This window comes from Paraburkholderia sp. (assembly GCF_024281035.1).
In the GTDB taxonomy this organism is placed as follows: domain Bacteria; phylum Pseudomonadota; class Gammaproteobacteria; order Burkholderiales; family Burkholderiaceae; genus Paraburkholderia.
Genome location: NZ_JAMXLH010000030.1, coordinates 1 through 14,294, shown reverse-complemented (window position 1 = coordinate 14,294; position 14,294 = coordinate 1). Strand labels below are relative to the sequence as shown.

The 14,294-nt window shown below is 66.1% G+C and carries 14 protein-coding genes and 1 tRNA gene; 3 read left to right on the top strand and 12 right to left on the bottom strand.

Going from position 1 to position 14,294, the window contains the following annotated elements:
• Nucleotides 1-264: 264 nt before the first annotated feature.
• From queD to def, 12 genes are all read right to left on the bottom strand, one after another.
• Nucleotides 265-708, bottom strand: coding sequence for a 6-carboxytetrahydropterin synthase QueD (gene queD, locus Q0L30_RS10855; protein ID WP_296654918.1), 444 nt, complete (start codon nt 706-708; stop codon nt 265-267).
• A 9-nt stretch (nt 709-717) separates the two neighbouring features.
• Nucleotides 718-1,350 (bottom strand): 7-carboxy-7-deazaguanine synthase, encoded by a 633-nt coding sequence (gene queE / locus Q0L30_RS10850; RefSeq protein WP_296654790.1) that lies wholly within the window; start codon nt 1,348-1,350, stop codon nt 718-720.
• A 65-nt stretch (nt 1,351-1,415) separates the two neighbouring features.
• Entirely contained in the window at nt 1,416-2,150 is a 735-nt protein-coding gene (gene queC / locus Q0L30_RS10845; RefSeq protein ID WP_296654788.1) for a 7-cyano-7-deazaguanine synthase QueC, read from the bottom strand.
• A gap of 327 nt (nt 2,151-2,477) precedes the next feature.
• Nucleotides 2,478-2,553 (bottom strand) — tRNA-Phe (locus tag Q0L30_RS10840).
• A 70-nt stretch (nt 2,554-2,623) separates the two neighbouring features.
• Nucleotides 2,624-3,310 carry a response regulator transcription factor EsaR gene (esaR, locus tag Q0L30_RS10835; protein WP_296654786.1) on the bottom strand — a complete coding sequence of 229 codons (687 nt, stop codon included), beginning with the start codon at nt 3,308-3,310 and terminating at the stop codon, nt 2,624-2,626.
• On the bottom strand, nt 3,311-5,737 hold the full coding sequence (locus tag Q0L30_RS10830) for a PAS domain-containing sensor histidine kinase (RefSeq protein WP_296654784.1): 2,427 nt from the start codon (nt 5,735-5,737) through the stop codon (nt 3,311-3,313).
• Nucleotides 5,727-6,317 (bottom strand): DUF4390 domain-containing protein, encoded by a 591-nt coding sequence (locus Q0L30_RS10825; protein WP_296654782.1) that lies wholly within the window; start codon nt 6,315-6,317, stop codon nt 5,727-5,729. Before Q0L30_RS10825 ends, Q0L30_RS10830 begins: the two co-directional genes overlap by 11 nt.
• The gene (rsmB, locus tag Q0L30_RS10820; protein WP_296654781.1) at nt 6,314-7,849 is read right to left on the bottom strand and encodes a 16S rRNA (cytosine(967)-C(5))-methyltransferase RsmB; all 1,536 of its coding nucleotides are present in this window, start codon (nt 7,847-7,849) and stop codon (nt 6,314-6,316) included. The genes Q0L30_RS10825 and rsmB overlap by 4 nt, the downstream gene beginning before the upstream one ends.
• Before the next feature lie 190 nt (nt 7,850-8,039).
• Nucleotides 8,040-8,891, bottom strand: a complete 852-nt coding sequence (gene htpX / locus Q0L30_RS10815) for a zinc metalloprotease HtpX (protein ID WP_296654779.1) — start codon at nt 8,889-8,891, stop codon at nt 8,040-8,042.
• A gap of 114 nt (nt 8,892-9,005) precedes the next feature.
• Nucleotides 9,006-9,650, bottom strand: coding sequence for a LysE family translocator (locus tag Q0L30_RS10810; protein WP_296654777.1), 645 nt, complete (start codon nt 9,648-9,650; stop codon nt 9,006-9,008).
• 104 nt (nt 9,651-9,754) lie between these two features.
• Entirely contained in the window at nt 9,755-10,780 is a 1,026-nt protein-coding gene (gene fmt / locus Q0L30_RS10805) for a methionyl-tRNA formyltransferase (protein WP_296654775.1), read from the bottom strand.
• Nucleotides 10,781-10,864: 84 nt separating this feature from the next.
• Nucleotides 10,865-11,368 carry a peptide deformylase gene (gene def / locus Q0L30_RS10800; protein ID WP_296654774.1) on the bottom strand — a complete coding sequence of 168 codons (504 nt, stop codon included), beginning with the start codon at nt 11,366-11,368 and terminating at the stop codon, nt 10,865-10,867.
• Between the two features lie 257 nt (nt 11,369-11,625).
• Between def and dprA the strand changes: the two genes are divergently transcribed.
• The 3 genes from dprA to Q0L30_RS10785 all read left to right on the top strand — a co-directional run.
• The gene (dprA, locus tag Q0L30_RS10795; RefSeq protein WP_296654772.1) at nt 11,626-12,849 is read left to right on the top strand and encodes a DNA-processing protein DprA; all 1,224 of its coding nucleotides are present in this window, start codon (nt 11,626-11,628) and stop codon (nt 12,847-12,849) included.
• Nucleotides 12,850-12,914: 65 nt separating this feature from the next.
• A complete protein-coding gene (locus tag Q0L30_RS10790) occupies nt 12,915-13,292 on the top strand; it encodes a thioredoxin family protein (RefSeq protein ID WP_293037721.1) in 378 nt (125 codons plus the stop codon).
• Between the two features lie 308 nt (nt 13,293-13,600).
• Nucleotides 13,601-14,294: DNA topoisomerase (locus tag Q0L30_RS10785; RefSeq protein ID WP_296654769.1), on the top strand; the 694-nt coding region annotated here is incomplete at its 3' end.

The following is a 14,294-nucleotide window of genomic DNA, read 5'->3' as shown; positions in this document are numbered from 1 at the left end:
CGGCGAGGCCGCGCGCCGCGCGCGCCGTACCCGGGCGTATGGCCCGGCGGCGCCGCAACCGGCATGTCTCGCTATGTTTATGTTGTCCGTCCGCGCGGAAGGTGCGCGGCCTTGCTGCAATGATGATACAGCGACAATAAACGCCGCCATCGGGCGGAAAACCCGGTGCGGCGAGGCATCGACAGGCAAGGGGAAAGGGCGTGCGCGCGCCTCGGATGGCGCGCACAGGCGCGAGCCGCGCGGGCGCGCGGCCTGGTGGCGGACCTAGTCGCGGACGACTTCGGCCCAGCAGTTCGGCGTCTCGTAGAGACGCACTTTGTGGAGCTGGAGATTCACGCCGTAGTGGGCGTCGTAGACGTTCGCGAGGATCTCGAACGCCAGCGCGGCGAGATTCTCGACGGTCGGAATGCGGTCGATCACGACAGTCTTGTGGCCCGGCAGCGTGTCGAGGAACCCGCGCACCTGCGTGTCGCCTTCATAGACGAGAAACGCGTGATCCCAGCGGTCGACGAGATGCTGGTTCGCAAGCGACTTCACGTCCGCGAAGTCCATCACCATGCCGCGGTCGGGCGCGCCTTCGGCCTCGACCGTGTCGCCCTGCAGCGTGACTTCGAGCACATAGCGATGGCCGTGCAGGTTGCGGCACTGGCTGCGGTGGTCGGGGATGCGGTGGCCCGCATCGAATTCGAGTTTTCGGGTGATCGTCAGCACGGCGCGTCAGGGAATGTTCAGGTACTTGTGAGTCTGCATCGAAAGGCGCCACTGCGGATGGCGCTTGCACCAGTCGATGGCCAGTTTCGTGTTCAGGTCGCGCGACGGGCCGTCCATCGGCTGGACGAGAAAATACTCGAAGTCGAGCTTTGCGTAGTCGGCGAGGCGCTGGTTGTCCTGCGGCACCACGACCTTCAGCTCGTTGCCCTTCGTGACGACGAGCGGCGCATCGGCCTTCGGGCTCACGCACACCCAGTCGATCGAATCGAGCACCGGCAGCGAACCGTTCGTTTCGATGGCCATTTCGAAGCCCGCGGCGTGCAGCGCGTCGACGAACGGCTGGTCGATCTGCAGCATCGGCTCGCCGCCCGTGCACACGACGAAGCGGTTACCTTCGCCCTCGGGCCACAGCGACGCGATTTTCGCGGCCAGTTCCTCGGCACGCGGGTACTTGCCGCCGTTCTCGCCATCGGTGCCGACGAAGTCCGTATCGCAGAACCGGCACACGGCAGCAGCCCGGTCCTCTTCACGGCCCGACCACAGGTTGCAGCCGGCGAACCGGCAAAACACGGCCGGGCGCCCGGCATTCGCGCCTTCGCCCTGCAACGTGTAGAAAATTTCCTTTACCGCGTAAGTCATGCTGCTGCCTGATCCTGGATCGGGTTGAGTCGGCTGCCCGAGTCTGCCTAGATACGCCGAGGGCCTCAATGCGGCGCTTCTGTGACCTTCTCGCCCGCGAGATACGCTTCGTAGCCGCGCTTGCGCAGCTTGCAGGCCGGGCATTCGCCGCAGCCGAAGCCCCATGCGTTCAGTTCGGCGCGCTCGCCGAGATAGCACGTATGCGTCTCGACGCGCACCAGCTCCACGAGTTCCTTGCCGCCCAGTTGCTCGGCAAGACGCCAGGTGTCGGCCTTGTCGAGCCACATCAGCGGCGTTTCGAGCACGAAGCGGCTGTCCATGCCGAGGTTCAGCGCGACCTGCAGCGCCTTCATCGTGTCGTCGCGGCAGTCGGGATAGCCCGAAAAATCGGTTTCGCACATCCCGCCGACCAGCACCTTGAGCCCGCGCCGATAGGCAATCGCCGCGGCAATCGTCATGAACATCAGGTTGCGGCCCGGCACGAACGTGTTCGGCAGGCCGCTCGCGGCGGTCTCGATCTCGATCTCGCGTGTCATGGCGGTGTCGCTGATCGAACCGAGCACCGAGAGGTCGACCATGTGATCTTCGCCCAGATGCCCGGCCCACGCCGGGAACGCACGCGCAATCGCCGAGCGAAAACCTTCGCGGCACGCTAGCTCGACGCGATGGCGCTGGCCGTAATCGAAGCCGAGCGTCTCGACAGTATCGTAGCGATCGAGCGCCCAGGCGAGGCACGTGGCCGAGTCCTGGCCGCCGGAAAACAGCACGAGTGCGCCGGTCTTGGCGTCTGTTCGAGTCAACGTGAAACTCCGTGTGTGAGATTCCCGCACAGCGTCGCGAACGCCGCCGCCGTGCTGCAGGTAGCCGCCGCAGTTAGCCACTTCAGGTAGCCGCCGAAGGTAGTCACTTCAGGTAGCCGCCGCAGGTAGCCGCTTTCGGCAGCCCGGGGCCGTACTGGTTCATGCGGTGCCGGTTCATGCAGCTAATGCAGTATAGGCCCAGGCCCTTCGCGGGAGGATCGGCGCCCGGCGCTGCAATCCGCCCGGCTGGCTGCCGCATCGGCGCGACAGAACAGCAGAACAACGAAAAAGCCCCAGGAATCGTGCGATCTCCTGGGGCTGCAATTCTGGTGGCCTGGGACGGAATCGAACCATCGACACGCGGATTTTCAATCCGCTGCTCTACCAACTGAGCTACCGGGCCAACGAAGAACGCAGATTATAGCGACGCTCGCGCTCCAACGCAAGCCCCTCTCAAAAGTGGGCGATAAGCCTCATTCGCCTTTGCTCTTGCCGAGATCCACGCCCAGTTGCTTGAGCTTGCGATACAGGTGCGTGCGCTCGAGCCCGGTTTTTTCCGCCACGCGCGTCATGCTGCCGTTCTCGCGCGCGAGGTGATATTCGAAGTAGGCGCGCTCGAAGGCGTCGCGCGCGTCGCGCAGCGGAATGTCGAACGAAATCGACGCCATCTGCGAGGCCGGCGCCATGCCCTGCACGCCATCGGCCACGAGCATCGGCAGCGCCGCCGCCGAGGCCACCGCGGCCGTGCCGCCCGCGGCGGGCTTGCCGCCCGCCTGCGCGAGCACGGGCGCCGCCGTGCCGCGCGCGAGTCCCTGCTCGACGGCCTTCAGCAGCTTTTGCAGCGCAATCGGCTTTTCGAGGAAATTCAGCGCGCCGATCTTCGTCGCCTCGACGGCGGTGTCGATCGTCGCGTGCCCCGACATCATGATGACCGGCATCGTCAGGAGCATCTGCGCCGCCCATTCCTTGAGCAGCGTGACGCCATCGGTATCCGGCATCCAGATATCGAGCAGAACCAGGTCAGGCACCTGGCGCAGGCGGAATTCGCGCGCCTCCTGCGCGTTCTCCGCCAGCTCCACGACGTGTCCCTCGTCGCTCAGGATCTCCGAGAGCAGTTCCCGGATCCCCATTTCATCGTCTACCACCAGGATGGTTGCCATTTACGCTGCCCTTGTCTGCACTGTTGCTTTTGTTCCCTGCCCGGCTGCGGCACGCGAATTCCGCTCGCCGGATTCCGGCGTTGCGGCGTCGTCTGCCAGCTGGAGAAAGAGAATCGAGATCTGCGCGCCTTCGATCACATCGCCCGTCTTCATGCGGTTGCGGATGTCGATGCGCGCGCCGTGCTCATCGACGATCTTCTTGACCATCGCAAGCCCGAGTCCTGTTCCTTTGGCTTTGGTCGTCACATAGGGTTCGAATGCGCGCGTGAGGATGCGCGCCGGGAATCCCGGTCCGTTGTCCGATATTGTGAGGCGCACGGCGACGCGCGAGCGGCCGTCCGCGTCCGGATCCCCGTATTCTACGGCCCGCGTTTCGAGCGTCACATGCGGGTTCGCTGTGTCGGCGACCGCGTCCTGCGCATTCTGCAACAGGTTGTGGATCACCTGGCGCAATTGCGTCGCGTCGCCGCGGATCACCGGCAGCGCCGACAACTCCACCTTCAGCGCGCTCTTGCCTTCCTCCACGCCGTAGAGCGTCAGCACTTCGCTCACCAGATCGTTGAGCTGCAGGCTCGACAGCACCGCCGGCGGCGTGCGCGCGTAGTCGCGGAAATCGTCGACCATCTGCTTCATCGCCGCGACCTGGTTCACGATCGTCGTCGCGCCGCGCTTGAGCACGTCGGCATCGGTCGGCGAGAGCTTGTCGGAAAGCTTCATTTGCAGGCGCTCCGCCGACAGCTGGATCGGCGTGAGCGGGTTCTTGATCTCGTGCGCGAGACGCCGCGCGACTTCGCCCCACGCGACCGAGCGCTGCGCCGAGATCACGTCCGAGATGTCGTCGAACACGACCACATAGCCCGCCGTCTGCGGGTTGCCCGCCTCGGCGCCTGTCCCCGTTCCCGTGCCCGCAACGAGGCGCGCGCCGCGTACGAGCAGCGTGAGCGGATCGGTTTCGCCGGGAATCGGCACGGAGAACTGCTGCTGCCAGTGGCCGCGCGCCTGTTCGCCGTCGCTGCTCGCGGCTTCCTGATCGGCGAACGCCTTGCGCGCCATGGCGCCGAATTCGGCCAGCACGCCGATGTGTTCGAGCTGCACGCCCAGTTGCGTCTCGAACGGCTGGCGGAAGATGCGCTCCGCGCCCGGATTCGCCGTGGTCAGCCGGAACTGGCGGTCGAACACGAACACGCCCGCCGTGAGGTTCGCAAGAATGCTTTCGAGGTATGCCTTCGAATGTTCGAGCGCGACGCGGTTCTTCTCGACAGCCGCGCGCGCTTCCGATAGCTGGCGCGTCATCGCGTTGAACGACTGCGTGAGGAAGCCCAGTTCGTCGCGCGACTTGATTTCGCGCTTCGGCGTGTAGTCACCCTCGGTCACTTCCTTCGTGCCCTGCGCGAGCAGGAACAGCGGCCGCGCAAGCTGGTTGCCGAGCGCGAGCGCCAGCATCATCGCGACGAACGTGGCGAGAAAGAGCGCGAGCGTGAGCGTGCCGATGTACATCTTGCGCAAGCCCGTGCGCCCGAGCGCCTTCTCCTGATACTCGCGATACGCGCGCTGCACGGCGTCGGCGTTGCGCGCGAGCGCGGCGGGCACCGGCTGTTCGAGTTGCAGGAAGCGTTCGGTGGGCTGCAGGTCCGTGGTGTTCGCATCGGGAATGCGCGTCACGACGCGCAGCCGCAGCGGGCCCTTCGAACCGTGCTCTTGCGGATCGCCGTCCACTTCCCCTTCGATCGCCGCGTAGCCGCCCTCGCGCGCCCGCTCGATCATGAACTGCGTGGGCAGGCCGGCGGGCACCAGCGACGACAGGTTGCTCGACGCCTGCGCGACGACCCGCAGGTCCGGCGCCGCGCCCGACATGCTGCGCACCACCGGCGTGACGATCGTCGCGTCCTGCACGCCGAACTGGTCGCGGGTGCGCAAAAGCGTGAGCGTCGTGCCCGCGGAGTCGGCGCTCGCGATCTGCTCGGCCATGAGGCGCGCCTTGGTCTGCAGATCGGAGAGCGACGCATCGAGCATGCCGCGCCCGAGGTTCAGGCCCGCGGTGAGCGCGGTTTCGACGTTCACGTCGAACCACGATTCGATCGAGCGCGACACGAACTGATACGAAACGATGTAGATGATGCCGCCCGGCACGACGCCGACCAGCGCGAAGAAGAACGCGAGCTTCGCGAGCAGCCGTGTGCCGAATTTGCCGCGCCTCAGGCGCACGACGATCACGATCACGAGCGCCGTCACCACCGACATGAAAATCAGCGCGACGACGAAGTTGGCCGCGTAGAGCCAGCCGTAGTAGCGATCGAAGAATTCGGTGTTCGCGCTCGCGGCGGCGAGCAGCACGAGCAGCAGCGTCGCGGTGAACGCGACGGTGGATACGAGCAGCCTGAGGACAATGCTGCTGACGCTGGTGGCGCGGCGCACTTTACCTAGCACGTTCGGTCACCGTGAAGTTAAAGCGCTTCCAGTCGGAGGCGAGATTCCAGTCGCGGTTGTTGACCGCGTCGATCTGGAACGGCTTGGGCATGAGCGCCACGTCGAGTTGCATGCGCACCGAAGCGATGTAGGTTTCGTCCGCGCTCACGTCGCTGCGGTCGAACACATGCCACGAGGTCACATGCTTGACGACGGCGAGCGCCTCGGCGAGCGTCGGAAAGCCGAGCTGCAGGCCGCCGGTCGAGACGCGGTATTCGCGCGTGAGCGGCTGGAACGACAGCCGGATGCTCTGCGACACGCTCACGGGCTTCTCGTCGAACCAGTACCAGCGCGCGCGAGAGAGTTCGAAATCGGTCGTGAAGTAGAGCGGAATGCCTTTGTTGACCGCGTCTTCCAGACTGCTGTTCAGGTCGAAGTCGAAACGGGCGTCGAGGTTCCAGCCGTTGCCGTCGGCCTGCAGCGACGCGCGCTGCACCGAAATCGACTCGGCGCGCGCCGGCGTCGCGGCGATAAAGCCGGCGACCAGCACGAACCAGAGCAGAGCCGCGAGCCGCAGCGGGAAGAAGCGTTTAATGATCACCGTTTCTGAAAGCGCGCGTAGAAGAATCCGTCGTGATCGGCGGTGCGGCGGGGAACGGCGGCGTTATCCGCATCGTTTCCGCTCGCGTCAGGCTGCGCCTTGTTGGCTGCGCTGGTGTCAGTCACCCCATCAGCCCCCCCGGACGGCGCATGCCCGGCCGTCGGCAACAGTTGCCCCGGCGCGTCCAATCGTACCGCATCCGGGTGACTGCTTTCAAACCAGCGCGCCGCGGCTTCGCCTTCCTCGGGGAAGATCGAGCAGGTCACGTAGAGCAGCTCGCCGCCCGGCTTCAGGAGCGGCCACAGCGCCGCGACGATGCGACGCTGCTCCCTGGCGAGCGCCGCGATGTCGCCCTGACGACGCAACCAGCGGATATCGGGGTGACGCCGGACGATGCCCGAGGCCGAACACGGCACGTCGGCCAGAATGCGGTCGAAGGGCTGGCCGTCGTACCAGGCGGCGGTCTCGCCCGCATCGCCGATCACGACTTGCGCGCGCCGCAGCGGATGCGCGGGATCGTCCTGGGCGAAACCGAGCCGCTCGATATTCTCGCCGATACGCGCAGCGCGTGCGGCGTCGCTTTCGAGCGCGATCAGTTCGATGTCGGCAAGTTCGAGCAGATGGCCGCTCTTGCCGCCAGGCGCCGCACAGGCGTCGAGCACGCGCATGCCGTCGCGCACGCCCAGGTGTTGCGCCGCGGCTTGCGCGCCCGCGTCCTGCACCGAAACGTCGCCCGCCATGAAACCCGGAATGCGATCGACCGGCATTGGGGCAGCAAGACGAACGGCATAGTCGCCGATCTGCGTGGCGTCGATGTTCGCCGCCTGAAGGCGCAAGAGGTAATCGGCTGCGGTCGTGCGGCGCGCGTTCACGCGCAGCGTGAGCGGGCCGTGGGTGTTGCCTGCGGCAAGAATCGACTGCCATTCGCACGGCCACGCGGCGCGCGTCGCATCGATCCACCATTGCGGATAGTTCCAGCGCGCGACCTCGTCGGCGCGCGCCGCGGCCAGCAATGCCTCGCGTTCGCGCAGAAAACCGCGCAGCACGGCGTTGACGAGCCCCTTCGCGAAAGCCACATCACGCCGCGCGCCCACCGAGCGAACCGCCTGGTCGACGACGGTGAACGGCGCGTAGGCAGCGTTCGCTTCGTCGTCGACGAGCAGCGCCAGCGCGCACGCCATCAGGTTCGCGACCGGCTGCGGCGGCGCCTTGCTCACGCGCTGCCGCAGCAGCCAGTCGACGAGGCCCAGACGCCGCATCGTCCGGTAGGCGATGTCCTGTACGGCCCCGCGCGCGAGCGTCGCCGAATCGGCGGGCAAGGCGGCGAACATGCTCGTGAGTGCCGCGGGCAGCGCCGCGCCCGCGCGCACCGCGCCGACGGCCTGCGCAGCCTGATCGAGCGCGAAGCCGAGCGAATCAGGTGCCAGATGCACGGCCTGACGGCCGGTCGCGGGGCCGGGCTTGTGTGCCTGAGCGCCAGGACGTTGGTTGCGGGACGGGGCGGCGGACCGCCGGGACGAGCTGGATGTCATGGAAAAACCGGAAGCGGGCCGCGAGAGACGCGCGGCACAAACGACGCATTGTAGCGTGGCGTGAGCGCTACGCCCGAGGACGCGGCCCGACATGGGCCGACCGCGCCTGAACGCGCGCTGCACGCCTGCGGCGTGCGAAAGGCAAAAAAAACGCCTCCAGAGAGGCGTTTTTCGGAGCAGCGGATTTCGGTCAGGTCTTGCCCGCCGCCATGTCCATCAATCTGCGGATGCGCTCCTCGGTGGGCGGGTGCGTCGAGAACAGGCTCGCGACGCCGCCGCCCGAGAGCGGATTCATGATCATCATCTGCGCGGTTGCGGGATGCTCCTCCGCCGCCGGGAACGGAACGCCCTGCGCGTAGCGATGGATCTTGTCGAGCGCGGACGCGAGCGCCTGCGGATCGCCCGATATTTGCGCGCCGCCACGGTCGGCCTCGAATTCGCGCGCACGCGAAATCGCCATCTGGATCAGCGCGCCCGCGACAGGTGCGAGGAGCGCCACGGCGATGCTCGCAACCGGATTCGCCGGGCGGCCGTTTTCGTCGCGGCCGCCGAAGAACATCGCAAAGTTCGCAAGCGCCGAAATCGCGCCGGCCATCGTGGCGGAAATCGTCGAGATGAGGATGTCGCGATGCTTCACGTGCGCGAGTTCGTGCGCCATCACGCCGCGCATCTCGCGCTCGGAGAGCACGCGCAGGATGCCGGTGGTCGCCGCGACCGCCGCATGCTCCGGATTGCGGCCTGTGGCAAATGCGTTCGGTGCGTTTTCGTTGATCAGGTAGACGCGCGGCATCGGCAGCCCGGCGCGCGTGGAAAGATCGCGAACCATGCGGTAGAACTGCGGCGCCGTGGTCTCGTCCACTTCCTGCGCGTTGTACATGCGCAGGACCATCTTGTCCGAAAACCAGTACGAGAAGAAGTTCATGCCGAGCGCCACGACGAACGCGAACATCATCCCTCGTTGACCGCCGACCATCCCGCCGATCGCGATAAAGAGGGCCGTAATCGCAGCCATCAACATCGCGGTTTTGACCCAGTTGAACATTGCTGTGCTCCTTCACCCAAAAGGGGAATCAAATCGTTTGGCGCGCGCCGCACACCGGCAGCGAACGCATTGTATGCGATTTGTAATTTATGGGCGGATGCGAAAAATTCAACGTTACCGGGAAGCGGTGGCGAGCTTCACGCCAAGTCCGACGAACGCCGAGCCGACCGTGCGGTCCAGCCACCGCTTCATGCCCGGCTTGCCGGAGAAGCGCCGCGTGACACTGCCGGCAACCCAGGCGACAAAGCTGTTCCAGACCGTGCTCATCAACACGAACACGACGCCAAGCGCAAGGAAGGCGAGCGCCTTGTGCGAGCTGGTTGCAGTCACGAACTGGGGGAAGAACGAAACGAAGAACAGCACCACCTTGGGGTTGAGGACGTTGGTCCAGAAACCCTGCAGAAAGAGCTGGCGCAACGGACGCGGCGCGCTCGCGCGTGGCGCGGCATCGGCTTCGACAGACGCGGGCGCTGCCTTCGTGAAAATCAGCCGCACACCGAGATAGACGAGATACACCGCGCCGACGAACTTGACGACGGTGAACGCCGTAGCCGACGCGGCAAGCAGCGCGGTCAGGCCGAACGCGCATGCAAGCGAGTGCACGCAGCACCCGGCGGAAATGCCGAGTGCCGAGACGAGCCCGGCGCTGCGGCCTTGCGCGACGCTGCGGCCGACGATGTAAGCGGTATCCGGGCCCGGCGTCACGTTGAGCAAAAAGACGGCGACGCAGAAAAAGCCAAAGTGGGTAATGCCGAACATGACGTCCTCGGGGAATACGAATCAGGCTGGACCGATTCTAACGCGCATCGGATCATGCGCGGCACCTGGCCGAATGGACGACTGGCGCGCCAGTGCTTCGTCGCTCAGACTGCAGGCGTGTTGGGCGTATCGGGTGTATCGGGCGTATCCGGCAATTTAAAACGCTGTCCCGCGACGAGCGGCATGCCCGCCAGAAATTCGCGCGCGGGAAGGCGCTTGCCACCCGGTTTCTGCAATTGCGTCACGCGCAGCGCGCCTTCGCCGCACGCCACCACCACGCCAGCGGGCGTGACATCGAGGATCTGGCCCGGCGCAGCGCCTGCGGGAACTCTGGCGCCATCGGCCGGTTCGGCGGCCCAGAGCTTCACCTGCGCACCGTCCAGCGTCGCGGCGCCGCCGGGAAACGGGTCGAACGCGCGGATCTGGCGCACGAGCGCGCCGGCGGGACGCCGCCAGTCGAGCGCGGCTTCCTGCTTACCGATCTTTTCGGCGTAATTCGCGCCCTCGGCCGGTTGCGGCGTGTTCGGTAAATTGCCGCTGCGCTCCAGTTCCACGAGCGCCTCGACGATCAGCTTCGCGCCCTGTTGCGCAAGCCGGTCGTGCAGGGTTGCGGTCGTGTCGGTAGGGGTAATCGGCGTGCGCGCCTCGGAGATCATCGGGCCGGTGTCGAGGCCCGCGTCCATCTGCATGAGCGTGATGCCGGTTTCAGCGTCGCCCGCTTCGATCGCGCGGTGGATCGGCGCGGCGCCGCGCCACCGCGGCAAGAGCGAGGCATGGATGTTGATGCAGCCGTGCGGCGCAATATCCAGCACTTCCTGCGGCAGGATCAGCCCGTACGCGGCGACCACCATGACGTCGTACGGCGTCGCGTGCAGCAGGTCCAGCGCGGCGGCGGCCTCTTCCGGATACTTGCCCGCGCGCCGCAGCGAAGTGGGCTGCGCAACCGCGAGGCCGTGATCCTGCGCGTAGCGCTTGACCGGGCTCGCCTGCAGCTTCATCCCGCGCCCGGCCGGGCGGTCGGGCTGGGTCAGCACGAGCGGCACCGCGAAGCCCGCTTCGTGGATCGCCGCGAGCGCCGCGGCGGCGAATTCCGGCGTGCCGGCAAAGATGACGCGAAGGGAGTGACTCATGTGCGCTCGAAGTCGGGCTGAGGGAGGAAGAAGGAGGAAAGAACGGCGCGGCGAGAATGCCTCACACGCGCCTCACATCGCAACTCACATCGCGCGCTCGAGCTTCTTCATCTTGTTCCGGATGCGCGTTTGCTTGAGCGGCGAGAGGTACTCGACGAACACGCGGCCCATCAGATGATCCATCTCGTGCTGGATGCACACGGCGAGCAGATCTTCGCAGTCCACTTCGTAGGTTTCGCCCTTCTCGTTTTGCGCACGCACGCGCACGCGTTCCGCGCGCTCGACTTCGTCGTAGATGCCCGGCACCGAGAGGCAGCCCTCTTCGTGGACCACCTGCTCCTTGCTCGACCAGATGATTTCGGGATTGATGAACACCCGCAGTTCATTGTGCGTTTCGGAGACGTCGATCACCACGACACGCTCGTGCACATCCACCTGCGTCGCCGCGAGACCGACGCCGGGTGCGGCGTACATCGTCTCCGCCATGTCGGCGACGAGCTTGCGGATGCGGTCGTCGAAGACCTCGACCCGCCTGGCAATCTTGTGCAGGCGCTTGTCCGGGTAATGAAGGATGTTCAGTAGAGCCATGGTTTTACGGAGTTTCTATGAGGGGCCGGGTTCTTGCGGCATCGCGCGGACTGGCCGTTCGGCCAGCTTGTCCGCGCGTTGCAGGACGCAGAGGATATACGGACAAAACGGCCGGATTCAACAGCCGCTGCCCACGCCACAGTCCGCAGGCCGCCGCACAGGCGCGCGACGCATCGAGGGACGCGCCGCACTGGATTTCGGATAGTGAAAATTTTATCACGCCAGGTTCCAACCCACCTGGCACCGGGGTTTTCTCCATGCTCGCACCCTTGCCGATCGGCGACGAGGAACGGTCCGCCTGGCTGCACCTTGCCACTGCGCGCGGCCTGAAACCCGCCGCGCTGCGCACGCTGCTCGCCGCCTTCGGGCTGCCGCAGAACGTGCTCGCCCAGCCGTTCGCGGCGCTTGCCGCCGCGGCGGGCAGCGAAGCCGCGCGCGCCGCGGTCGCTGCGCCCACGCCCGGCTTTGCGGACCAGTTCGAAACGCTGAACGCCTGGTGCGCAACGCCAGGAAACGCGCTGGTTACGCTCGCAGATCCCGCGTATCCGCCGCGGCTCCTCGCGATGCCGGACCCGCCGCCGCTGCTCTACGTACAAGGCCGGCTCGGCCTGCTGCACGCGCGCAGCATCGCCGTCGTCGGTAGCCGCAGCGCGACGCCGCAGGCACTCGAAGACGCCGCACGGTTTGCCCGCGCCTTCGCAACCGCGGGCGCCACGGTCGTCTCCGGGCTCGCGCTCGGCGTGGACGGCGCCGCGCACCGGGGCGCGCTCGACGAACGCGGCGGAACAGCCGCCGTTGTCGGCACCGGAGCCGATCTCGTCTACCCGCGCACGCATCGCGCGCTCGCCGCGCAAATCGCGCAGCGCGGCGCGATCCTTTCCGAGTGGCCGCTTGGCACGCCCGCGCGCTCGGCGAATTTTCCGCAGCGCAATCGCCTGATCGCGGCACTCGTGGAAGGCGTCGTGATCGTGGAAGCCGCCATGCGCTCCGGCTCGCTGATCACGGCACGGCTCGCCAATGAAATGGGACGCGATGTCTTCGCGCTGCCCGGTTCGATTCACGCACCGCTTGCGCGCGGCTGCCATCGGTTGATCAAGGAAGGCGCGCAACTCGTCGAGTCGCCCGAGGAAGTACTCGAAGCGCTTGGCATTCAGCTACCCGCGGCGCGTGCGGCACCCACCGTACCCGCTGCACCCGCTGCACCCGCACCGCGCAGCGTTGGCGAAAGCATCGCGCAACCGGTGCGTGCGGCCACGCACGAACTCCCGCCAAGCGACCACACACGATTGCCGGGCAACCCCGATCCCGAGGCGCGACGCGTGCTCGACGCGCTCGGCCATGCGCCCGCCACGCTTGAAATTCTCGCGGCGCGTACCGAACTGAGCGAAGCGACGTTGCAAGCCGCATTGCTACAGCTCGAACTTTCCGGTCAATTGAATTCGCTGCCTGGAGGATGGTTCGTCAGGGCGACACTTCGCTAGCGCCGGCATGTTACATTCGCGCCAAATGTACCGCCTCTATATATAAGAGAACGCAAGGAACGACCATGCCAGCGCTTGACCTCGACACCGATGCCGACCGGATCGCCGGCCGCGTCGCCGACCGCGATACGCTGTTCGTCGCGTGCCTGTGCGCCGACTGGTGCGGCACCTGTCGCGATTATCGGGCGACGTTCGATCGCATCGCCGACGCGCACCCGGACATCTGTTTCGCCTGGATCGATATCGAAACGCACGCCGACCGCTTTGACGACCTCGATGTGGAGAACTTCCCGACGATCCTGATCGAAGATGCCTCTGCAACGCGCTTTTTCGGCACCGTGCTGCCCCATGGCGCCGTGGTCGAGCGCATGCTCGCCGATCTCACGGCGCTGCCGGGCGTGACAGACGCGCCGAAGCTGCGTCCCGCGCTTGCCGAGGCGTGAAGCCGGGGCAGGACCCTCAGCAGGAGGACGAGCCGCAACCCGCCCGTTCGCACAATGACCTGATTCCGATAAGTCCCTCGCTTGCCCGCGGGCTCATCGCGCCATTATGATTGGGCGCCTTATGTGACAACTGCGGCGTCACCAGCAGTGTCAACAGCAGTGGCGATGGCGGCCAACGAGAAGATGCGAAAATCGCCGCCGCCGCACCTTGTGCTATAAAGCGGTCGTTACAGGACCGGCCCGAGAACCGACCCGCCAGGGCATCGGCCACAGGCGCACTAACCCGGATTCACCCACTTATAAAAGTCATGTCCAAAGCTCTGATCATCGCCGAGAAGCCGTCCGTCGCGAACGACATCGCACGCGCTTTGGGCGGGTTTACGAAGCATGACGAGTATTACGAGAACGACGATTTCGTCCTGTCCTCGGCGGTCGGCCATTTGCTGGAAATCGCCGCGCCGGAAGAATATGAAGTCAAGCGAGGCAAGTGGAGCTTCGCGCATCTACCCGTCATCCCGCCGCATTTCGACCTCAACCCGATCGCAAAAAGCGAAACGCGCCTGAAGGTGCTCACGAAGCTGATGAAGCGCAAGGACGTCGACCGCCTCATCAACGCATGCGACGCGGGGCGCGAGGGCGAGCTGATTTTCCGCCTGATCGCGCAGCACGCGAAAGCAAAGCAGCCGGTGCAACGGCTGTGGCTGCAGTCGATGACGGCCGGCTCGATCCGCGACGGCTTCGCGCGTCTGCGCAGCGACGAGGAAATGCAGCCGCTCGCCGATGCGGCCCGCTGCCGCTCGGAGGCGGACTGGCTCGTCGGCATCAACGGCACGCGGGCAATGACCGCGTTCAACAGCAAGGGCGGCGGGTTCTTCCTGACGACCGTCGGCCGCGTGCAGACGCCTACGTTGTCGATCGTCGTCGAACGTGAAGAGAAAATCCGCAACTTCGTGCCGCGCGACTATTGGGAAGTCCGTGCGCAGTTCGTCTGCGCGGGCGGCT